The 19638-nt window shown below is 69.7% G+C and carries 19 protein-coding genes and 1 pseudogene; 2 read left to right on the top strand and 18 right to left on the bottom strand.

The features are described 5' to 3' along the window. Positions 1 to 41: 41 nt before the first annotated feature. The 10 genes from ACIRPU_RS39265 to ACIRPU_RS39220 form a co-directional block, all read right to left on the bottom strand. Positions 42 to 443, bottom strand: coding sequence for a DUF6009 family protein (locus ACIRPU_RS39265; RefSeq protein ID WP_142270019.1), 402 nt, complete (start codon positions 441 to 443; stop codon positions 42 to 44). Next, a complete protein-coding gene (locus ACIRPU_RS39260; RefSeq protein ID WP_403876430.1) occupies positions 440 to 1960 on the bottom strand; it encodes a phage/plasmid primase, P4 family in 1521 nt (506 codons plus the stop codon). The genes ACIRPU_RS39265 and ACIRPU_RS39260 overlap by 4 nt, the downstream gene beginning before the upstream one ends. Beyond that, positions 1957 to 2958: a bifunctional DNA primase/polymerase gene (locus ACIRPU_RS39255; protein ID WP_403876427.1), complete on the bottom strand. Its 1002-nt coding sequence runs from the start codon at positions 2956 to 2958 to the stop codon at positions 1957 to 1959. The genes ACIRPU_RS39260 and ACIRPU_RS39255 overlap by 4 nt, the downstream gene beginning before the upstream one ends. 1606 nt (positions 2959 to 4564) lie before the next feature. Next, positions 4565 to 5107, bottom strand: coding sequence for a hypothetical protein (locus ACIRPU_RS39250; RefSeq protein ID WP_403876425.1), 543 nt, complete (start codon positions 5105 to 5107; stop codon positions 4565 to 4567). A 438-nt stretch (positions 5108 to 5545) separates the two neighbouring features. Next, complete coding sequence (locus tag ACIRPU_RS39245) at positions 5546 to 6409, bottom strand: hypothetical protein (protein WP_403876422.1); 864 nt, start codon at positions 6407 to 6409, stop codon at positions 5546 to 5548. After that, positions 6406 to 7311, bottom strand: a complete 906-nt coding sequence (locus ACIRPU_RS39240) for a sigma-70 family RNA polymerase sigma factor (protein ID WP_403876419.1) — start codon at positions 7309 to 7311, stop codon at positions 6406 to 6408. Before ACIRPU_RS39240 ends, ACIRPU_RS39245 begins: the two co-directional genes overlap by 4 nt. Beyond that, entirely contained in the window at positions 7308 to 7526 is a 219-nt protein-coding gene (locus ACIRPU_RS39235; RefSeq protein ID WP_142270027.1) for a hypothetical protein, read from the bottom strand. Before ACIRPU_RS39235 ends, ACIRPU_RS39240 begins: the two co-directional genes overlap by 4 nt. Positions 7527 to 8182: 656 nt before the next feature. Further along, positions 8183 to 9529, bottom strand: a complete 1347-nt coding sequence (locus ACIRPU_RS39230) for a hypothetical protein (protein WP_403876416.1) — start codon at positions 9527 to 9529, stop codon at positions 8183 to 8185. A gap of 82 nt (positions 9530 to 9611) precedes the next feature. Beyond that, on the bottom strand, positions 9612 to 9965 hold the full coding sequence (locus ACIRPU_RS39225; RefSeq protein WP_403876607.1) for an Imm1 family immunity protein: 354 nt from the start codon (positions 9963 to 9965) through the stop codon (positions 9612 to 9614). Between the two features lie 44 nt (positions 9966 to 10009). Then, positions 10010 to 10450, bottom strand: a complete 441-nt coding sequence (locus ACIRPU_RS39220) for a hypothetical protein (RefSeq protein WP_403876413.1) — start codon at positions 10448 to 10450, stop codon at positions 10010 to 10012. Positions 10451 to 10960: 510 nt separating this feature from the next. On the opposite strand from ACIRPU_RS39220, the gene ACIRPU_RS39215 reads away from it, so the two are divergent. Beyond that, the gene (locus ACIRPU_RS39215; RefSeq protein ID WP_403876410.1) at positions 10961 to 11305 is read left to right on the top strand and encodes an ANTAR domain-containing protein; all 345 of its coding nucleotides are present in this window, start codon (positions 10961 to 10963) and stop codon (positions 11303 to 11305) included. A 3-nt stretch (positions 11306 to 11308) separates the two neighbouring features. On the opposite strand, the gene ACIRPU_RS39210 is transcribed toward ACIRPU_RS39215, so the two are convergent. Next, on the bottom strand, positions 11309 to 11677 hold the full coding sequence (locus ACIRPU_RS39210; RefSeq protein ID WP_403876407.1) for an STAS domain-containing protein: 369 nt from the start codon (positions 11675 to 11677) through the stop codon (positions 11309 to 11311). Positions 11678 to 11835: 158 nt separating this feature from the next. Between ACIRPU_RS39210 and ACIRPU_RS39205 the strand changes: the two are divergent. Beyond that, positions 11836 to 12319: pseudogene (locus ACIRPU_RS39205) on the top strand (ATP-binding protein). Between the two features lie 16 nt (positions 12320 to 12335). Here ACIRPU_RS39205 and ACIRPU_RS39200 read toward each other — a convergent pair. The 7 genes from ACIRPU_RS39200 to ACIRPU_RS39170 all read right to left on the bottom strand — a co-directional run bounded on the left by ACIRPU_RS39200 (position 12336) and on the right by ACIRPU_RS39170 (position 19169). Further along, positions 12336 to 12923: a hypothetical protein gene (locus tag ACIRPU_RS39200; protein ID WP_403876404.1), complete on the bottom strand. Its 588-nt coding sequence runs from the start codon at positions 12921 to 12923 to the stop codon at positions 12336 to 12338. A gap of 151 nt (positions 12924 to 13074) precedes the next feature. Next, positions 13075 to 13569 (bottom strand): nuclear transport factor 2 family protein, encoded by a 495-nt coding sequence (locus ACIRPU_RS39195; RefSeq protein ID WP_403876402.1) that lies wholly within the window; start codon positions 13567 to 13569, stop codon positions 13075 to 13077. Next, the gene (locus ACIRPU_RS39190; protein WP_403876399.1) at positions 13566 to 14930 is read right to left on the bottom strand and encodes an FUSC family protein; all 1365 of its coding nucleotides are present in this window, start codon (positions 14928 to 14930) and stop codon (positions 13566 to 13568) included. The genes ACIRPU_RS39195 and ACIRPU_RS39190 overlap by 4 nt, the downstream gene beginning before the upstream one ends. Before the next feature lie 31 nt (positions 14931 to 14961). Continuing rightward, complete coding sequence (locus ACIRPU_RS39185; RefSeq protein ID WP_403876396.1) at positions 14962 to 15513, bottom strand: TetR/AcrR family transcriptional regulator; 552 nt, start codon at positions 15511 to 15513, stop codon at positions 14962 to 14964. Between the two features lie 90 nt (positions 15514 to 15603). After that, positions 15604 to 17079 carry an aldehyde dehydrogenase family protein gene (locus ACIRPU_RS39180; protein ID WP_403876393.1) on the bottom strand — a complete coding sequence of 492 codons (1476 nt, stop codon included), beginning with the start codon at positions 17077 to 17079 and terminating at the stop codon, positions 15604 to 15606. Between the two features lie 130 nt (positions 17080 to 17209). Then, positions 17210 to 18097: an SDR family oxidoreductase gene (locus ACIRPU_RS39175; protein WP_403876390.1), complete on the bottom strand. Its 888-nt coding sequence runs from the start codon at positions 18095 to 18097 to the stop codon at positions 17210 to 17212. Positions 18098 to 18158: 61 nt separating this feature from the next. Continuing rightward, on the bottom strand, positions 18159 to 19169 hold the full coding sequence (locus tag ACIRPU_RS39170) for an alcohol dehydrogenase catalytic domain-containing protein (protein WP_403876387.1): 1011 nt from the start codon (positions 19167 to 19169) through the stop codon (positions 18159 to 18161). Positions 19170 to 19638 lie beyond the last annotated feature (469 nt).

Here is a 19638-nt window from a genome sequence, read left to right as displayed (position 1 = left end):
AGGCTGGTCAGGACTTGGGGCATGGCGGTCGCGGCCGGGCGTTACAACGGGAGCTGTATGCCGAGCTCCTGCATGGCGAGAGAAGGCGGGCCCCCTTCGGAGCGTTCGGTCTTGTAGCCCTTGACGCGGGGTTCGAGGGTGCGCGGGTCGACGGCTTCGGCAGGGGCGCTCTTTGCGTACAGGCCGTCGGGCTCGGTGTCGCGGTCATGGGGCAGGACCCAGAAGACGCGGCGACGGAACGTGCCAGAGGCGCGGGAGGCTTTGGCGTCGGGGCCGAGGATGGCGTAGCCGACCATGCGGCCGTCGCGGTGGTAGGCGGGCTTGCCCTTGCGGGTGGGCAGCCGGTCCAGGCTCTGGCGCACGTAGTCGAGTTGGGCAACGTCTTCCAGCCATACGAGGTCGACTTCGTGGCTGATCTCGTCCGCATCGATCAGGGAACTCATGCGCTGGCTTCCCTCTCTTCGTCGGTGAGCAGTCCGATGCCCGGGTAGTACTTGCGCTGGTTGGACAGGATCATGCCCTTGGGTGAGGCCAGCCCGACCAGTTCCCGGGTGCGGGAGGCGAAGGCGCGCGAGGACATGACCAGTGCGCCTTCATTGTTGCACCAGGTGGTGTAGGCGGCGTAGAGCGTCGTCTGCTCGGCGCGCAGGTCGGGACCCAGTCGGCAGCATTCCTCGTAGAAGCGGCCAGTGTGGTCCTCGGTTTCGGCGTAGGCGGTCGTGGCGATCCGGACGCGTTCGGGGCCGGTGAGGTCGCGGTCGCCGCCGAGGTAGCGGCGGGCGCCGTCGATGAGCCAGCCGAGGATGCCGGGGCCTTCCTCCATGACGAGGAGGTCGGCCAGGTTGTCGATCTTGCGGTCGTCGGGGACGACGCGTTCGAAGGGGATCAGACGCATGCGCCGCCAGAAGGCGAAGCCGCCGGTGCCGACTTCGGGGCGGTGGTTGCCCAGCAGCCAGAGTTTGTGGGTGGGTTCGAAGCTGAAGGGGTCCTGACGCATGCGGCGGGCTTTGATGCGGTCGCCGCCGGTGAGGTGTTTGACCCGGGCTTCGTCGAACTTGTCGCCGGGTTTGATTTCCGAGCAGACGTAGACGCGCCGGCCGTGGAGTTCGGCGAGGTCGGTGGGGTGGCCTTCGAAGGGCTTGGCCATCAGGAAGCCGGGAGGGGCTGCGTCGGCGTAGTCGCCGAGCAGCTTCATCATGACGTCCAGGAGGACGGATTTGCCGTTCTTTCCCGTTCCCCAGAGGAAGGGAAGAATCTGGGCTCCGACGTCGCCGGTGATCGAGTATCCGAGCAGCAGTTGCAGGTAGTCGATCATTTGCAGGCCTTCGGCGTCGTCGCCGAAGGTGTCGGTCAGGAAGCGCAGCCAGCGCGGGATGGGTGTCTGCTGCGGGCCGACGGTGGTGGAGCGGGAGTGGAAGTCCTTGTTCGGGTCGGGGGCCCTGAGCAGCCCGGTGCGCAGGTCGACGACGCCCTGGGGCGTGCACAGGGCATAGGGGTCGGCGTCCAGGCGGTCCGCTTTGAGTACCATGCCTGGCGCTGAGCGGGCCTGGACGAGCATGGCGTTCATGCCGGAGGTCGACATGGCGCGGGTGCGGTGCTTGTGCAGGGCGGTTGTGGTGAACCGGCCGCGGGGGTCGTGCTCGGCGATGGTCTCGGCGAGATCGCCAGCAGCCCACAGGACGGTTTCGTCTTCGTCGATCTGCCAGCGGGTCGTGTCCCACCGATACCAGCCGATGTTGGGGACGTGCCGGTAGTCGTTGGCGTAGAGCTTGACGAACAGTTTCGCGTTGCCGCGGTCGGTCAGCGTGTCCGGGAGGAGGCCGTTGGCGGTCGCTTCGCCGCTCGGCCGCTCGGCGGTGGCTTGGGCGGGCAGCGGCGCGGCAGGGGTCTGTGCGCGGATCTGGGCGGCGACGGCTTCGGGGTCGAACTCGAAGAGCGGCTCGATGCCTGGGGAGGTCATGGGCGCCTCCCTGTCGCGTGGAGGGGCTTCTTGAGGCCTGCGGCGAGGCCGCTGCGGATGATCTGCTCGATGCGCAGCTCCTGGCCCGGGCGGGCCGCGGCGGCGGTGTCTTTGAGTGCCTGTTCGGCTTCCTGCTGGGGAAGACGGCCGGCGGCGATGAGGCCGCCGAGGGTGTAGGCGGCCCGGTTGAGGGTGTCGGAGAAGCCTGCGCCATGGGCGACCTGGCCGCAGGCTTCGACCGGCGCCAGGACCGCGGCGAGGGTGTGCTCGGTTTGGCCTCGGCGGCCGCCGGCGGCAAGCACCGCCTGCTGGGCGCGCGGCGGGACGAGCCGGGGGGCGGGAATGGCGGGCGCGGGCGAGTGTCCGGTGCGGTCGAGTTCTTGGGCGAGCCACATGGGGAGGGCCGCGGGCTCGCGGGCCTCGCCGAGGGGGGTGTAGCTGCCGTGGTGAGTCGTGGTGCCGGGGGCGATGATGTAGCTGCCGTGGGCGCGGATGTCTACCTGCCAGGCCAGGGCGCGGCCGGGGCTAGAGCCGGCGGAGGACTTCCAGTGGCGGTTGCCGGTGGTCCGGTACCAGACGTGGAGGCCCCCGGAGGGGGTGCGCACGCGCAGGGTGGTGGTGTCGTCGGCGGGGCTGTGCTGGCTGCGGAGGGCTGCGAGGACGGCGAGGGTGTGGAAGCCGTTGGCGAGGCCGGAGAGGTCGACGTGGTCACCGATGGGGATGCCGGGCAGGATTCGGTCACGCGCCGGAGGCTGGGTGCCGTGAGCGTCGATGTCAATGACGACGAGGCCGGCCGGGCCGCAGGAGACTCCGATGCCGAACTCCGGGTGCTGTCCCCACCACTGCTGGATGCGGTCTTGGTTGAGGGTGGCTGCGTGGAAGCTGTGGCACCAGAGGCCTGCCCGGAGGCAGGGGCAGCCGGTCGGTGTGTGGACGTTGGCACGGCAGTCGCTGCAGTTCGCGGCTGGTGTCTTGCGGCCTGGGGCGAGGGGGTGCACGGGCCAGCCGCGGCGGGCGCAGGCCTGGGCAGTGGCAAGGGCCGAAGCGACTGAAGGAGCGGGGATGACTGAGCCGCTTGAGTCGCTGCGGGAAAACTGCAGCTCAGCAGGCATCTGCACCCCCCACTAGCGACCGAAGCGACTCAATGACAGACACAGCCTAGCGAACGGGGACGGTGGGGTCGTGGAGCACATGCAGAACAACGGTGCTCCTGTGGCGATGATGCGACCGGCTAGCGCTCGTCCAGCGACCGAGCGAACAGCACAGCGACCCTGGACGGTTCGGTCGCTGCGTGACGGCAACAGCAAAAGGCCAGCTCAGATGGGGGGGGATAGCCTGAACAGCGACTGAAGCGACTGAAGCTCTCTGTATATAACGCACACGCACACTCTCTATGGAGCCCGTATATGCGCTGTCTGGTCGCTTGAGTCGCTTTCACTCCATGGAGAACGCGCTGACCTGGCGTTTCGGTCGGCCAAACCAGCCAGCGACTGGAGAACTGCTCCGTCGCTGGTTGTTCGGTCGCTGCCTTGCCAAGTGCAGCGACCCAAGCGACTGAAGCGACCGAGCCTCAGGCACCCGGCAACGGTGCACCCGCAGAACGGGCAAGTCCTTTCCTACATACGCCGAGCAGACCCAAAGCTGCTCGGCGATGAATTGAGCCGCCAGATGCTTCAACCACCTGCCTCGATGCCCGATCCCACGATCCGCCGCGACAGCGCGACGGCGAAAGATGTCCCGGTGCCGCACAGCGACCGAAGCGACTGAGACCCAGTGCTGCCTCAGGCGCGTCCGCTGAGAGTTGGCGGTCCGGCCGGGACGGCCCCCATCTTCTGGCCGCGACGGGCGGTACGGCCGTCCTTGAGCTTCCGGCGGGCGGAGCGCCTGCCCTGCGCCTCCTGCCCGCCGTCAGGCCTTGCAGTGCCCCGCAGCGACGCGCAGCGTTGAGGTCCGGGTCAGGGCGCGCCATGAAGCGCTCCAGCTGCGGCGACGTGCACGACAACCGGACGCCTCTCGAGGGCTCAGCATTGGCGTGTTTCGGGTATTCGAGGCGGCTGCCTCGGCAGCTGATGCCTGTGTGGAGGCGGCACAAGGGTCTGTCCCTGGACGCCAGCCTCGAGACGGGCTGTCGCGGCGTGGGACCCCGCGCCGTCGGCACGTACGCGCTGTGATGAACTGGCCACTGACCGCCATCGATAGAGGGGGAGAAATGGCGGCAGACGTAGAGCAGTTACGCCAGGATGGGCACCAGGTCGAGAAGTGGTCGCTTGGGTGGTTGCTGCTGTCGTTGGCGATGTGGGCGTGGTTCGGCTACCGGTTCCTGATGCACGAAGACCGGGGACTCTTCGCACCCGCTGAAGACAGCCGGCCCCCCCCTGGTAGGCATACTCGCGCTGGCGGTCATCCCGACGATTGTTGCGGCGGCGACTCTTGTATACGCCCGGGTCCTGTTCCGCCTGGCCCGCCGGGCCATACAGGCGGCGGAGGCACGCCCAGCACGCTCAGCGGCCAGGTCAGCCAGGCCGCTGATCTACGTGAACGGCCAGGAACACGTTCTGAAGCTGGGCGTCTCCCTGTCGAACACGCAGCCGCTCAGATTTCCTCCTATGCGACGGGAATAGGGCGGCGGTAGGTACGCTCGCGCCATTGCTTTGCTTGCGGATCCCACGTGAAGGCGACACGGTATCCGTCTTCACGTACCGTCGCGGCGATCCAGTAGCCGTCGTGGTCCCAGCGGATCGTCGCGGTCGTGCCAGGGCGCCGATCGGACTCGCTGAGCGGTGCATCCGCGGCGCACAGCTCTGGAAGCTGAGCAAGCGCCTCGGGTTCGACGGCTACCTTCATCTCGACCAGCCACCCGTCCTCGGTACGCAGGTGGATGAGATCCACGACGTCGGCAGGATCGTCGAGACTCGCTCGCGCCTGTCGGTGAATGAACCGGTGCATGATTTCACGCGTCCCCGAGCCCATCCCCTTGGCCAGAGCGTTCCCGAAGTAGGTGGAGATCGCCTGCAGGAACGGCGTTGCTGTCATCGTCGCAACGACGAGCACGATTTCTGACAACTCGGCAGCGGTTGATGCGGGTTGGTCGCTGCCGGGTCTGTCCTCGGGAAGTTCTGGTGGCTCGTAGGTGCGTTCGCTGCTCATGATCCCCTGCTTGATCGCCGACACTCGTTACTCGTCGATCACCCAGGATATTCAGGGCCGTCTCCGATGCCTCGCACTCACGCGAAGTGTTAGCGCCTCACGGCGCTCGAACTCGCCCTGCCCGGGATGCGCCTGCGTCAGATTAGGCACACCGTATCTCTGTCGTCGGGCCGTTCTCGCCCTGGCGCGATCTGCCGGACGAGCTCGGCTCGTTCAAACAGAACCCCTGCGGCCCCTACTTTGGGCTTTCCTTGTTGCTGCTGCTTTGACGTCGGCTACCAAGCTGTTCGGCTCAACAGAGGGCGTCTCCCGTCACGGCTGGGCACCGTGCCACGCAGCGGGGCCGACTGCCGCAGCCACATGGATAGACCGGGCGGGCACGGCGCCCTGGGCCTGCACCGGACGTTGGGGCCGTTCCCGGGGCGCCGTGGGGTGATGTCACCGTGACCTTGTTGCGGTTTCTCCCAGCTGCGGATTCACCTCTTCGGCAGGCTTGCCGACGGCGGGGCGCGGTGCGGGCTGGCTTGTGTCGGGCAGGGGGCGTGTGCGGGGTGCTGGGCGGGCGGGGAGGCTGGTGTAGACGTCGGGCCGGTTGGCGGCGGATGCGAGCAGGGTGCTGATCCGGCGGGCGAAGTCGGGTCCGGGCATTGGCAGTTCGGTCTCGGGCTGACGGAGGTAGCCGACGGCGACGGCGTTGGGGACGTAGGTCATGAGTGCGGTGACGGCGGCGGGGCGGGGCCGGGCGGTGTACTTCGCGAGGTGGCGAAGGACTCGCAGGATCGTGGTGGTGGAGGTGCTGGTGACCCGGTGCTCGGCCGCCCGCCACGGCCCCGGAGGTTCCGGAGCCGGGCGGCGTTCTGGGACGGTGGGCCCTGGCGCGGGCTGGACGTCGTCGGTCTGGCGGTGCCACCAGTCGGCCGCGTCGCTCTCGCCCAGGGCGAGGTGGTGGAGGTAGAGGCAGTACGCGGCGGCGGCCTGGCCGGCTCCGGCGGCGTACTGCCACCAAAAGCGTGCGCCGTCGCTGGTGTCGGTCAGCTGCAGGACGCAGGCCAGGATCAGGGCGCTGCGGGGTTCGGGGACCTGATCGGTGACGAAGTCGGCGACGGCGGTGGGCGGGGTGTGGGTGACGAGGGTTTCGCACAGCGCCCGCAGGTCCTCTGCTGCCGCGGCGGAGGTGCTCGCGCCGCCGGGCGGGCGGGCATCGGCGCTCGTCGGCGGTGCGGACGCCGCCACGATGTCGCGGGGCATGGTGCGGTCACGGACCAGCAGGGCCCTGGAAAGGATCTCTTCGATGCAGGTCATTCGGCGTTCCCTTCGGTCTCGGGCGGCGGGCAGATGACGCTCTGCAGGAAGTGGACGGCGTGACGCTCGTCGGAACGCACGGTGGCCAGCGGGACCCCGAGGAGGTCGGAGGCGTGCTCGGGAGCGATCCCGCACAGGCGGCGCAGCACCATGACGTCGAGCTGGTGGTCGGGCAGCCGGCTCATCGCTTTGAACAGCTGGAGGCTTTCGGCGATCTGGTCGAGGCGGTCGGCTTCGGTGGTCAGGGACTGCAGGGCGACGGTGTCGAAGGCGGCGCCGCCCAGTTCGGGCCGGCCGTCCAGGTGCAGGGTCCGGGTCATGACGGTGGCGCGCAGGACGTTCCAGGCGAAGCTGCGGGTGTCCGGGCTGGCGAGTGCGTCGTTCCAGCACAGCCAGAGGATGTCGAAGGTGTCGGAGACGGCGGTGTCGCGCTGGTCGTCGTCGAGGAAGACCTGGGCGTAGAGGCCGTAGTCGTTCTCCACCAGTTCGCGGAACGCGCGGTGGTCCAGCGGCGGGGCCGTGTGAGAGGTGGTCAGCGCGCCTTTCTGGCCGGAGCGTTCCACCCACTCCCGGCTCTTGTGGGCCTCGAACGCGGCCTGGCGCCACAGCCGGTACAGGGGCCAGCCGGGCATCTGGAGCTCCGCGGACAGGCTGAGGACGATCTCCCAGCGCGGATACAGTCCGGTTCCGCGCAGCAGCTCGGAGATTTTCGACTTGGCGAGCAGGACCCGCAGGCTGAGCTCGCTCAGTGTCAGACCGCTGCGCAGGTACGTCTCCCGCATCGGCTCCAGCCAGGCGCGGTGGGCGCTGCCCACGTTCTCCGCGATCGGTCCCAGCTTGCGCCCGGGGCGCACGGGGGCCGGACTGGCCGGCGGTACCGGCGGTTCGAAGGGCGTCGTCACGTGGCGTCGTCCTCCTTGTCCGGCACCGCCGCCACGCGGTGTCCCGAGGCCGGCGCGGCCTGCGTGCGGGCCGCGTGGACGATCTGCTGCACGGTCAGCCCGAGGGCCGGGGCGAGCGTGGCGACCGCTGCCGTCTGGCCGATCGCCACCATCACCACACTCCAGACGAACACCGTGGCCGTCGCCATGATGATCACCGTCTGCTTCCGTTGCATCCAAACTCCTCTGGTGTCGGCCATATCCCGTACGGCCCATCCGGAAGCCGCAGGGCTCCCCGGAGCACGGGTGCCGAAGCCGCCGCCGGGAAGAGCAACCAGCATGGCCACAGAGGAAGTTGCTACGCCATGTGATCGCTGATTCACGGAACAATGACTGTCACAGGGCGGTGCCGGGCGCGCACGGATGACCGCTGAGGCGCAAAGAACGCCAGGTACGGCATGCAGGAGGGTGGAAGTTCCCGGTTCTCCTTGAAATTGCACGGCGTACCCGCGTCAATGGAACAGGACGCCTTCGGGTGTCGGCCTTCCATCCGGAAGGGCCCGCTCCCGTGCCGAGAATTGGGGAGCGAGCGTCACCCGCTCCCGCCCGGCCGCTGTTGGAGGCCAGGCGGGAGCGGAGCGGTCCGCCAGGGACCTCCGCGACCGTAGCCCAGACCACTGACAACCGCTTACCGGCCTGCAGTTCACCGGTTACCCATCCTGTGCTCTGCCGCCATGGTGCTGGGCAGGAGTCGCAGCGCTTCGGTCAGGCGGAGGCCCGCCAGCGCGAAATCCTGGCGGAGCTGGTCGCTGACGACACCCCGCTCAGCCCGGACGGGAGCCGCACCGGCTGCGAGACGACGCCGCAGGGCAGCCCGTGCAGCGGGCTGGGCTCAGAACGGGGGTTCGTCGTGCCAGGGGCCGCCCGGCCGCTTGGGCGGGCTGGGGGCGGGCGGCAGGAGGATGGCCATGGCGTCCTCGACGCGACCGAGGTCGATCAGATAGCCGGCCAGGTCGTGTCGGTTCGAGTGGGGGTGCTGCTCGAGGACGGTGACGGCTTCTTCGGTACGTCCGGCGCCGGCGAGGAGCTCGGCGATGTGCGACGCCGCGTACCGGGTGGCGCCCTCGGGGTGGGAACGGGCCTGTGCGACCGCTTCGTCGACGCCGTCACGGGCGGCGATCAGCGGCAGCCGTATCCAGTACAGGTCCCACTCCTCCTCGCCCCAGCGGGCGGCGGCGAGGGCGTCGAGGTGTGCCAGGCCTTCCTCGGGGTGGCCCTGGTCGAGGCACAGCTCGGCCAGCGTGTGGAGGACCCAGTCGTACCCGTTGTAGATGTCTGCCTGGACCCGCATCACGTCGATCGCTTCGCTCCCCCGGCCGTGCCGGGCCAGAAGCTGCGCAAGTTCGAAAGCCGAATAGGAGGTACCAGCCACCGCACTGCCGGCCTGCCGGTATGCCGCGATCGCCCCTTCCACGTCGCCGGCCTCCTCCAGCAACCGCGCGAGCTGCCGAACTGCGCTCCCTGAGTCGTCAGTCGCCGCCATGGCCCGGAGCTCGTCGAGCCGACCGTCTCGTGCCAGGATGGCGGCGAGCTGCTCACGGTTGTTGAGTCGGCTGGTGCTGCTGGCGCGCAGCAGGGAGATCGCTTCGTCGGTACGGCCCTGGCGCTCGCGGATCTGGGCCAGGTACCCGAATGCCGTGTCGCGATCGAGGCCTTTGCAGCACCACGGGAAGTCAGTGCACCGGTGTTCGGTCCGAGCGGCGACCAGCGCGGCGGCTTCCTCGTCGCGGCCGGCGGCGCCCGCGACGTCGACCAGTGTGCCGAGGGGCAGTTCGCCGATGTGCCGGCGCAGCAGGGTGAACGCCTCCTCGGCGCGGCCGTGCCGCGCGAGCAGGCGCGTGTAGAACTCCATCGCCATCGGGTGTCCGGCCTCCATCCGGACCCGGGTCATCTCGATCGCCTCGTCGGCGCGGCCCCAGCCCTCCAGCAGCTCGGCCGCGGCTGCGACGGCCGCCCACCAGCCGGTCGCCAGGTACGGGGCGAGCACCTCCAAAGCGTCGGCCTGCCGGCCCTGCTCCCCCAGCGACCGCGCCCACGCCAGCGCGCAGAACCACTCCCCGCGTCCGGCATACAGCTCCACCACGTCGACGTGGCCGCGTTCGAGCAGCCGAGAGACCAGCTCCGGCGGGATGCACCCGGACCGCGTCCGGGCCCGGTATTCAAGATCAGTAGCGTCCACAGCCACGCACACTAGCGCCCGCCTCCGACACCCTCTCCGCCGTCACCAACGCACCCAACCAAATCCTGTGCCGCAGGGGAAATCACCAGAACTCCGGCACTTGCCATTGAATGCAGGTGGGGCGCTTTCCCTCGGAGGTCAAGAATTCCTTAACGGCCTGCCGCACAAGAGCGATCGGGATTTCTGAATCCTCTGGGAATTCGGTCGCGAACGTTGCTTGATACGGCCTAAGCCCCCGTCGCCGGCTCCTGCACCTCGAACCCGTACGTCCTCGGCGCGGTCTTCGGCGTCCTGAGCGAGGTATCGGGAGGATTCGTCGTCGAGGGCTTCGACGAGCCGGTGCAGCAGGGCGGCCCGGCGGTCGAGGTAGTCCGGACGGCTGTCGGGGGTGGAGGCCGGGGTCGCCGTAGTGCTCGGCGTCGTTGAGCAGTCCCACCAGTTCCGTGACCAGCAGCCTGTCCGTCCCCGGCTCGACGGTGCTCACGACCGCCTCCCGGCGAACGCGGCCAGGCGCTCCATCTCGTCCACGCCGTCGTTGCAGCACTGCCCGCACACAAGTCGCCGGGCCTTGGGCCGCTCGGGCAGGCGGACGTCGAACGGCATCCGGGTCTCGTCTTTGAACTCGCGCAGGTCGTAGCCGCATTCCGCACAGACCAGCCGGGCGGCGCGGGCCTGCTTCTTCGACCAGGCGGGCCACTCCGCCGACAGCGCCAGCGTGGCGATGACCATGCCATCAGCCCTGGGCTGGAACACCTTGAAGTCCCAGCGCGGGGCGTCCTCGGGAATGTCGGCGACGGTCTGTTCCATCGAGGGTATCCACGGCACCAGGTGGGCCAGGTTCCTGCGCAGGATGCGGACCTCCTCGCCCTCGCGCATGGCCTTGCTGTAGGAGGTGGCGAGAGGGAATCGGAAGGCCGACACGATGGTATGCGGGACCTGAAGCAGGTCCAGGTCCGGCTGATGTCGCCGCGGTGGCCTTCCACTCGCCCCAGTTGACCTCCCGCCACATGGCCAGCCCGTCGGCGTTCAGCCTCCCGGACGCGTTGATCGTGCTGACGATCCGTTTCTGCGCGGCAGAGCCGAGCTCCAGTGCGGCACGGTCAGGTGACGACCGGCGATGACGCCCGGCCGTGCGCGAGGAGCACCTGTCAGACTTTTGGTGCAGTGCTGATTCCGTGCACGTATCCCCGTGACGGCGTCAGCACTCGCTTTGCGATGGCCGCCGGGTGGCTGGCAGGTGTGAGTGCCCGCGCGAGGGAGACTCGCGTGAGCAGGGGTTGGGCAGTCAGCCTCCCGGGCTCTTCGCCGTCCATGGTCGGCGAAGAGTTCATCTTCACGCCCTATGTGATCTTCGTGTGGCGCTGAGGGTGTCTTGCCGTTCCGGTCCGGGGCAGGCGTACTGGAAACGTCGCCCCTGTATGGAGACCCGGAATGACAACCTCCCGCGACCAGTGGTCCCTGCCCGACGGAACGCGTGACGCCGCGGTGGCCCGTCTGGAACAGGAGATCGCCCAGCTGCGGCAGGCGGTCGGCTCCCACGCGGTGGTCGACCAAGCCCTCGGTGTCCTCATCGCGACTCACCGGATCCCGCCGGCCGTGGGGTTCGAGGTGCTGCGCGAGGTCTCCCAGCACACCAACATCAAGCTGCATACGGTCGCGGAGGCGTTGATCGGCTGGGCGTTGGGTCAGCCGCTGCCGGAGCCGGTGGGCCGGGAGCTGGGCGAGGCCGTGCAGCGGTACTCGGGCCAGGAGGGTATCCCGGACCAGCCGCAGTAGGGATCAGGGGTGCAGGGCCTGCTCGAGGGTGGGGTGGCAGGCGATGATGGCGTCGAGGCCTACCAGGCGCAGGACGTGCAGGACGGGTTTCTGCGCGGCGGCGATCCGTACCCACCCTTGCGTGCTGCTGACGGCCTGGTGGGCGGTGACGAAGATGTTGATGCCGCTGGAGTCCATGAAGGTCACTCCGCCGAGGTCCACCACGATCCGTGACGGCGGCGCCGCGCCGTCCCCGGACAGCAAGGCTGCGCTGAGCAGCTCTCTGACGTCGTGGTCGATCTCGCCCTGCACGGTCACGACCCGCACGCCGTCGACCGTGCGGTGGACGGCGGAGAACCGGCCTGGCCGGTCCGCGTTCTCGATGTCGCTCACCGTCTCCTCGACTGCGCTTGGGCCTGCCCCGGGCAGGGCGTGCACGGAGGATTCTGCCCCACCGTCCAGACCCCATGCACGCAGGGGAATCGTGCCGAATAACATGCCTCTGACATGTATGACGGGATCGGGGGTAGTGGCGCGCTCGTGAACGGTGAATGAGGGCGACGCCCGAGGCATCCCATGACGACGGTGACGGCTGTACCGAGCCGGAAGAGCACCTGATACGCGCCGGCTACGCCCTCGGCGGAGACGACGGCTGCATCGCCGACGTCCGCCAGCACGCCCTCGCCTTCCTCGACCAGGCCGGAGCCGACTACCCCCTGTCGGTAACTGCCCGCACGAGGGACCTGACCCAGCTGGTGGTCAGTGAGCTGGTCACCAACGCCTGCAAATACGCCCCCCGGCCCGGTCCTGGTGGAACTGCGCATCAACACTCGCGCGGTGGACGTCGTCGTATGGGATAGCGACCCCACCGAGCCGGAGGCCCGGGGCGCCGATCCCGACAGAGTCGGCCAGCATGGCCTGGAGATCGTCAAGGCGGTTGCCGAGTCCCTCTTTGTCGAGCAGCGGTCGGTCGGAAAGCGCATCACGGCCCGCATCACGCTGTCCGATGCCTCGAGCAGCATCACTCGCACTTGAAAGGTAGGACAGGCACTCATCGATTCCGGACGCGGTTCTGCACCGGCAGGATGTGGGCGATCAGGGCGAAGCCGACTGGGACTGCGAGGTTTACGAGGAGGACGGGGATCTCTTCTGCCAGCGAGTAGCCGACGCTGAGGCCGAGTAGCAGGTTGAGCACCATGACGGCTGCCCACAGGGGGCTGAAGACGGCAGCGGCCGCGCTCATGGCTCGTACCGGTGAACCTGCTGTCCGCCAGGCGGCTGTGAGCTGTGCTGTTCCGGCCCACAGCAGGATGCCGGCGGTCAGGACCCATGCGGTGCGCGACGCCGTGATGAGGGGGCCGCCGTTCCACCAGGTGCGGCTGGCCCACCACAGCAGAAGCGAGACAGTTGCCGGTCCGGCGAAGATGACCCCTGCCAGGCCTGCTTCGAGGCGGGCTCTGTGGCCGTCGGCAACTCCGCCCAGGGCGTTGGCGGCGCAGAGCGCGAACCACAGAGGGCAGAAGATCGCTGCCGCGACCACGCCGGTCACCCGGTGGGGAGGTTGGGCCAGGAGGGCGCAGAGGAGAAAGGCGGCACCGCTCAGCGGGATACCGGCTAGGACCAAGCGGATGGAACGCATGAAGGTACTCCGCGGGAGAGGGCGGCGCTGAAGTGGGGCATGGCGCATCGAAATGGTGTGCTGCTTGGGGGCAGGTGTTGGCACGGCCGCGGACCGGGCGTGGGCGGCGGGCGAGGTCGGGCCGTGCGGGCAGCCCCGGGCGGGGGCTGCCTCAAGCGGTGATCCGCATGAGGGTGATCTGGTCGCCTTGCACGGTGAAGGTGAAGTGCGAGGGGCCGTTGAAGCCGTTGCCGCCGACCTGGGCGAGCACCGTGGTGCTGTCGCCGGTGGTGTGGACTTGCGTGACGTGCAGTGTGACGTCGACGCCGATGAATTCGGCGTCACTCCATGCACGGATGGCTTGATGGCCGGTGAAGATGCGGCCCCAGTCGTTGACTGCGCCGTTGGGGTTGAAGGCGGCCAGCCATGCGTCGGTGTCGTGAGCGTTCGCGGCGTCAAGGGCGGCCGCGACGATGGCGGGCAACGGGGTGGCGGTCATGATGGGGTCCTTCGCGGTCGGAGTGGCAGTAGTCGTCGAACCGTTGGTGGCGGGTGGTGGCTGCAGGCTGTGGACGGTCCACGTGATCAGGAAGGTCAGGATGAGCAGGGCTGCCAGTCCTGCCCGGTTAAAGCCGGGGACTGTGGAGGGCAGCTGGATCCGGTTCATGCGGCACCTCTGACCAGGAGCTGTGTCTCGAGTTGGTGGGCTGTGGCGCGCAGCACGCGGGCGGTGTGGGGGTCGGGCTCGGTGGGTCCGCGGTGCTTCAGCAGTCGTGTGGCGCGGTCCATTGCCTGGCGGGTTTCCTCCTGCAAGGGTGCGGTGGCGGCGGAGACGCCCGCCCGTTCGCCGCGGGTGCGCTCGCTGACCAGTTCCAGCCGGTGTACAGCGGCGGCCAGCCGGCCCAGCCGCCGCTGGCTGCCGGCCGTTCTGTCGGCCGCGAGGATGTCGGCGCTGGTGTGCAGGACGAGTGCGAGCGCGTGGCTCTGGTGGCGGCGGGCCCACTGCCGGGTGACGGCGTAGGAGGCGGCCAGGGCCGCGGCACAGCCCAAGAAGGTCTCCACGGCGCGGGAGATGAGCAGCGCTCCCACCGGCTGGGCCGGGCCGGCTGCGTCGACCAGCAGCAGCGCCATCGGCGTGACGAAGACCATGGCCAGGGCGTAGTTGCGGGAGACGAAGAGTTCGGTGGCGAAGGTAAGGGCTGCCAGGACCAGCGCGGCGGCCCAGGCACGGGGGTGCGCCAGCAGCAGGAGTGCGGCGAGCAGGCAGCCGGCCAGCGTGCCCAGGAGCCGTTGCAGGGCTCGGTTCGCCGCAGTGGAGGTCTGGTTGCCGCGGCTGAGGACCGCGGCAGCGGTGGCCATGGCCCAGTAGGGCCGCTCAAGTCCCAAGAGGATGGAGACGCTCCCGGCACTGGCGACAGCGCCGGCACTGCGCAGCGCCATGACAACGAAGGGCGAGCCGGCGGGGTTGAATGCCACGGCGAGGCGGGCTGCCGTTCGCGCCCTGGCCGCTCGGTTGTTGTGCACTGGTTCAGGTTGCTCGCGGCGGGTGCGCCATGCCTGGTCGAGGACGGACAGCAGGGCGGCTGCGGCGCCGGTGGCGGCGGTGGCCGCGGCGAGCAGGAGAACGTTGCCGGGCAGGACCGTCCCCAGAGCGCACACCAGGACGAACATCATCATGCCCGGTGGGCGCGCGGCGAGCGCGGTACAGGCGTAACTGACCAGGGCGGTCCATACCGCCGTTACGGCGACGGCCGGCCACGGGTGGTGGGCCGCAAGTGTTCCGCAGGCAAGGGAGAGGACCAGCACGGCGGCAGCGGAGCCTACGGTGAAGGCTTCGCGGCGCGGGGCGGCATCAGAACTGTAGAGCGCGGCCAGGGATCCCGTGCTGGCGATCAGGCCGGTGACGGTGTGGCCGGCGGCCGCGCCGATGGCCACCGGCGCGGCCGCGCATACGGCGGCGCGGACACCGACCCGGACGCGGGCCGTGTTGGGCTTAAGGTGCAGCAGGCTGCTGGCCAGGGCAGGCACTGGGTCTTTCCTCTCCTGTCCTGGGGACGGGTCAGTTGGCGGTCAGGCCGGCCGTGACGAGGTCGCGCGCGGCGGTAAAGGACTCGGCCGACGAGACGGCTGCGGGGGTGAGGCGGGGGTCGAGGAACGCGGTGAGCGCGGTAAGCCCGGTCGTCGCGGCATGCAGGTGGTCGTGCGCCCAGGCCGGCGCCGGCCCGGCCTCCAGCAGGCCGGCCAACGTAGTGGCCAGGGCATGATGGTGGCGGGAGACCACCGTGCTGTACGCGAACAGGTGGGCGTAGGCGGCGTGCAGTTCCGGATCGGTGCGCGCGGCGTCCTGGTGGGCGGCGTACAGGGCATCCAGCCAGGCGGCCGGATGGTGGCCCTGGCCGGCCGGGAGGGTGTCACGCAGCCGGACGAGCCAGCGCTCGATGACCGCTTCGCGCAGTGCGTCGCGGTCGGGGAAGTGCCGGTAGATGCTGCCGTGGGAGACGCGCAGGATGCGGGCGGTGTCCATGACGGTGGCTTTGCGGGGGCCGAAGCGGCGCAGCGCCTGTTCGGCGGCGTCGATGATCTGCTCGGCCAGCAGTGCGCCTTCGGGCACGGTGGTTCCTCACGGCATGGTGACTTGGTATGCGGGGCACAGCCGGAGGGTGCCGGGTTCGGGTGAGCCCGGCACCGCATCCGGCGCGGATTACACGGGGTAGGTGCTGTGCTGGTCTGCGAGGGTGATCCAGCGGGTCTCGGTGAAGAATTCCGCTCCCCATTCGCTGCCGAAGTGGCCGAAGCCGCTGTCCTTGACGCCGCCGACGGGGGCCTGCGGCTCGTCGGAGACGGAGTGGTCGTTGACGTGGACGGCGCCGTGGCGCAGGGCGCGGGCGACGGCGAGGCCGCGGGTGGCGTTCTCGGTGTAGACGGCGCTGGACAGACCGTAGGGGGTGTCGTTGGCGAGGGTGACTGCGTCTTCGGCGCTGTTCACGCGGAACAGGGTGGCGACGGGGCCGAAGACTTCCTCGTGGTAGATCCGCATGTCCTCGGTGACGTCGGCGAGGACGGTGGCGGGGTAGAAGGCGCCGTCGGCGTCGCCGCCGCCGGTCAGGACGGTGGCTCCCTTGGCGACGGCGTCGGCGACCAGGCCGGCGACGCGTTCGGCGGCACGGGCGTTGATGAGGGGGCCCACCAGGGTGTGCGGGTCGTCGGGATTGCCCTGGCCCAGGGAGTTCACCTTGGCGAGGAAGGCGTCGGTGAAGGCGTCGTAGACGCTGTCCTGGATGATGACGCGGTCGACGCACATGCAGATCTGGCCGGCGTTCATGAACTTGGCGACCGTGACACCGGCTGCGGCGTACTGCAGGTCGGCGTCGTCCAGGACGACGATCGGGTTCTTGCCGCCCAGTTCCAGGATGACGGGGGTCAGGTGTTCGCCCGCCAGACGGCCGACGATGCGGCCCACTGGGGTGGAGCCGGTGAAGTTGACGCGGCGCACGCGGGGGTCGGCGATGAGAGCTTCGACGACGGCGGGGGCGTCGGCACGGTCGTTGGTGACGATGTTGACGACACCGGCCGGCAGGCCGGCCTCGGCGAGGATGTCGGCGAGGAAGTAACCCGAGGTGATGGGGCCGTCCTCGCTGGGACGGATGATGACCGGGTTGCCGGTGGCCAGCGCGACGGCGACGGCGCGGGCGCACAGGATCAGCGGCCCGTTCCACGGCACGAAGGCGGTGACCACACCGGCCGGTTCCCGTACGGCCATGGACCATTCGCCGGTGACGTCGCTCGCCAGCAGCTTGCCGACGGGGCCGGTCGCCATGGTGGCGGCCTGCCGGATGAGGGTGGCCGACATGTGGATGTTGAAGCCGGCCCAGGTCCGGGTGCCGCCGGTCTCGGCGAGCATGATCTCGGTGAACTCGTCGGCTCGCTGTTCCAGCAGGTCGGCGGCCCGGTGCAGGAGTTCGCGGCGGGCGGTGGGCGCGGTGGCGGCCCAGGAGGCGAAGGCGGCGTCGGCTGCGTCGACGGCGAGGGTGACGTCCTCGGGCCCGGCGGCGGGCACGCGTACGAACACCTCACCGGTGCGGGGGTCGAGGTCGTCGGTGGTGCGGCCGGAGACGGCGGGTATCTCCTTGCCGCCGATCAACAGGCCGCGGGCGGCAGAGGCGGTGCTTGCAGGCATGGCGGAACTCCAAAGGGCGGAAGGAGGCAGGGTGAAGAGCCGGTGCGGCGCTACGGGGGTTTCGCACCGCACCGGCGGTCTAGGCACCTGGGCAGCCCCGTCGAGTCCGTCGGGGCCATACGGGCGGACGTCAGTTGTGCGGGTGCAGCAGGTCTTCCAGGCCGATCCGGGTGAGGAACTCGGCGCGGATGTGGTCGGCGACCGCGCTGACGGTCTCGGAGCCGTCATTGGCGGGGTCGATGTGGACGCGGAAGGGCCGCTTGCCGTGTTCGGTGCCCACGACCTCGACGATCGCGTCGGCAACCTGGGAGACGTCGGCGTCTGCGGGAGCGAGGGCCGCCAGGCGCTGGGAGACCTGGTCCATCATCCCGGCGTAGTGCGCCTCGTAGTCGGGGATGACGCTCTGGTCGCCGGGGTGGCCGCCGGTGGCGAAGTGGTTGGTTCCGCGGGTGAAGGAGCCCGGGACGATGATCGACGTCTCGACGTTGAAGCGGGCCAGTTCGGCGGCGTAGGAGACGGCGAGGGCGTCCATCGCGGCCTTCGCGGCGAAGTAGGGGGCCAGGTACGGCGGGGTGCCGCCCTTGGTGGACGTCGAACCCACCCACAGCACCAGGCCGTTGCGCTGCTTGCGCAGGTGCGGCAGGGCGGCGCGGTTGACGCGCTGGGTCCCCAGTACGTTGGTGTCGTAGACGGCGATCATCTCGTCCGGGGTGAAGGCCTCGGTCGGGCCGGTCACCATGTGGCCGGCGTTGTGGACGATCACATCCAGGCCGCCGGCCTCGCTGACGACGGTCGCGATGGCGGCGTCCGCGGATTCCTGGGACAGGACGTCGAGTTCGACGGTGCGCAGGTCAACGCCGTTCTCTGCGGCGTAGTTCTTGGCATCGGTGACCCGCTCGGCGTTACGGGTAGTGGTGTTGCGCATCGCGGCGTACACGGTGTGGCCGGCGTCGGCCAGTGCGCGGGCGGTCAGCGCGCCGAAGCCCGAACCGGCGCCGGTGATGAGGATGGTGCTCATGGGATGTCTCCTGCGGTGGGAAGCGGCGTGAAGCAGTGGAAGAGGCGGGAGCGTGACGGGCTCAGGCGAAGGTGATGACGGACCGGCCACCGCCGGCGCCGGAGCCCAGGGCGTCCAGGGCGTCGGGGGCCTGGTCCAGGCTGATGGGCGTCACGGAGGGGAAGATGTCGTGGGCGGCGGAGAAGGCCAGAGTGTCGCGCAGGTCGTGGGGGGAGCCTGAGGGGGAGGCCATGACACGCAGCCGGTTGAGGACCATCGGCTGGGTGGGCAGGGTCAGCGGGTCCGAGCCGTAGCCGCACAGCAGGAGCGTGCCGTCGGGGGCCAGGCCGCCGAGCGTGGCGGCCGCGGCGGCGGTGGAGGGTGCGGCGTTGAGCACCAGGTTGGCGCCGCCGTCCCATGCCTTGAGCGCGACCGCCGGGTCGGTGTCGGCGCTGGGGATGAACAACTCCGCGCCGAGGGACTTGGCGTGGTCCTCGCCACGGCGGGAGCGGCCGATGACCGCGACCCGGGCGCCCATGGCGACGGCGTAGCGGATGGCCAGGGCGCCGATACCGCCCGCGCCGATGATGGCGACACGGGAGCCGGCCTTCGCGCCGCCCTTGCGCAGGCCGTTGAAGGCGGTGATGCCCGCGCACATCAGCGGGGCGGCGGCGACCGGGTCCATGCCGGCCGGGAGCGGGGTGACGTAGCCGGCCTTGAACACGGCGTATTCGGCGTAGCCGCCGTCGGCGACGATGCCGGTGATGCGCTTCTTCGGGCAAAGGATCTGCTCGCCGGCGACGCAGTAGTCGCAGTGGCCGCACGAGTCGTAGAGGAACTGGGCGCCCACGGCGTCGCCGACGGCCAGTCCGGTGACGCCCTCGCCGACCGCGGCGATGGTGCCGGTGATCTCGTGGCCGGGGATGACCGGGAAGCGGGCGAAGGGGTAGTGGCCGCGGATCAGGTTCAGGTCCGAGAAGCACACGCCACACGCAGTGACCTTGATGAGCACCTCACCGGCCTTCGGCTCGGGCGTCTCACGGTCGATCACGGACAGGGGGGCGTTGACGGCAGTAGCCAAGGCAGCACGCATCGTGGGTCTCCAGGCAGGTGAGGTGGTACGAGGGATAACCGTTGACCACGGCCTTCCTCTGTCGGATCTGACATTTCCAGCCACAGCAGCAGGGAGAAAGAGGGCTGGTTTGACTAGGGCTGACTGTCCTAGGGTCCGACGGGAGAGGCTGCGGGGCGCGGCGGAGCCGGGAGCGGATGCGGTCCCGCGGGGAGGGCTGGGTGCGGGGCTGTGGCCCCCGGGGGTCCAGCGAGCCGGGGGACCGATCGGGGATGCCCCTCGAAAACGGCACATGGGCGGAGGGTGCCCGATGTTGTTTGCGATGAGGGCCGGGGCTGCCGCCTGCGGGCGGCGGTGTCCTCGATGTGTCAGGCCGGGGAGGACGCCGTCCGGCTGGTGGATGTGCGGGTGATGAGTTCGATGGGGTGGTGGCGTTCGGTGGGGGCTTGTGCGGTGCCGGTGAGGAGGTCGGTGAGGAGTTCGACGGCTT

The organism is Streptomyces sp. NPDC102259 (assembly GCF_044766465.1).
GTDB lineage: Bacteria > Actinomycetota > Actinomycetes > Streptomycetales > Streptomycetaceae > Streptomyces.
Note: the sequence above shows the minus strand (reverse complement) of the source record. Positions and strands in the feature narration are given on the sequence as shown.

Coding starts and splice junctions, on each gene's coding strand:
- ACIRPU_RS39170 (WP_403876387.1), bottom strand. CDS start 19,169: ATGCGTGCTGCCTTGGCTACTGCCGTCAACGCCCCCCTGTCCGTGATC.
- ACIRPU_RS39195 (WP_403876402.1), bottom strand. CDS start 13,569: ATGAACCGGATCCAGCTGCCCTCCACAGTCCCCGGCTTTAACCGGGCA.
- ACIRPU_RS39180 (WP_403876393.1), bottom strand. CDS start 17,079: ATGCCTGCAAGCACCGCCTCTGCCGCCCGCGGCCTGTTGATCGGCGGC.
- ACIRPU_RS39200 (WP_403876404.1), bottom strand. CDS start 12,923: ATGCGTTCCATCCGCTTGGTCCTAGCCGGTATCCCGCTGAGCGGTGCC.
- ACIRPU_RS39260 (WP_403876430.1), bottom strand. CDS start 1,960: ATGACCTCCCCAGGCATCGAGCCGCTCTTCGAGTTCGACCCCGAAGCC.
- ACIRPU_RS39265 (WP_142270019.1), bottom strand. CDS start 443: ATGAGTTCCCTGATCGATGCGGACGAGATCAGCCACGAAGTCGACCTC.
- ACIRPU_RS39235 (WP_142270027.1), bottom strand. CDS start 7,526: ATGCAACGGAAGCAGACGGTGATCATCATGGCGACGGCCACGGTGTTC.
- ACIRPU_RS39175 (WP_403876390.1), bottom strand. CDS start 18,097: ATGAGCACCATCCTCATCACCGGCGCCGGTTCGGGCTTCGGCGCGCTG.
- ACIRPU_RS39245 (WP_403876422.1), bottom strand. CDS start 6,409: ATGACCTGCATCGAAGAGATCCTTTCCAGGGCCCTGCTGGTCCGTGAC.
- ACIRPU_RS39250 (WP_403876425.1), bottom strand. CDS start 5,107: ATGAGCAGCGAACGCACCTACGAGCCACCAGAACTTCCCGAGGACAGA.
- ACIRPU_RS39215 (WP_403876410.1), top strand. CDS start 10,961: ATGACAACCTCCCGCGACCAGTGGTCCCTGCCCGACGGAACGCGTGAC.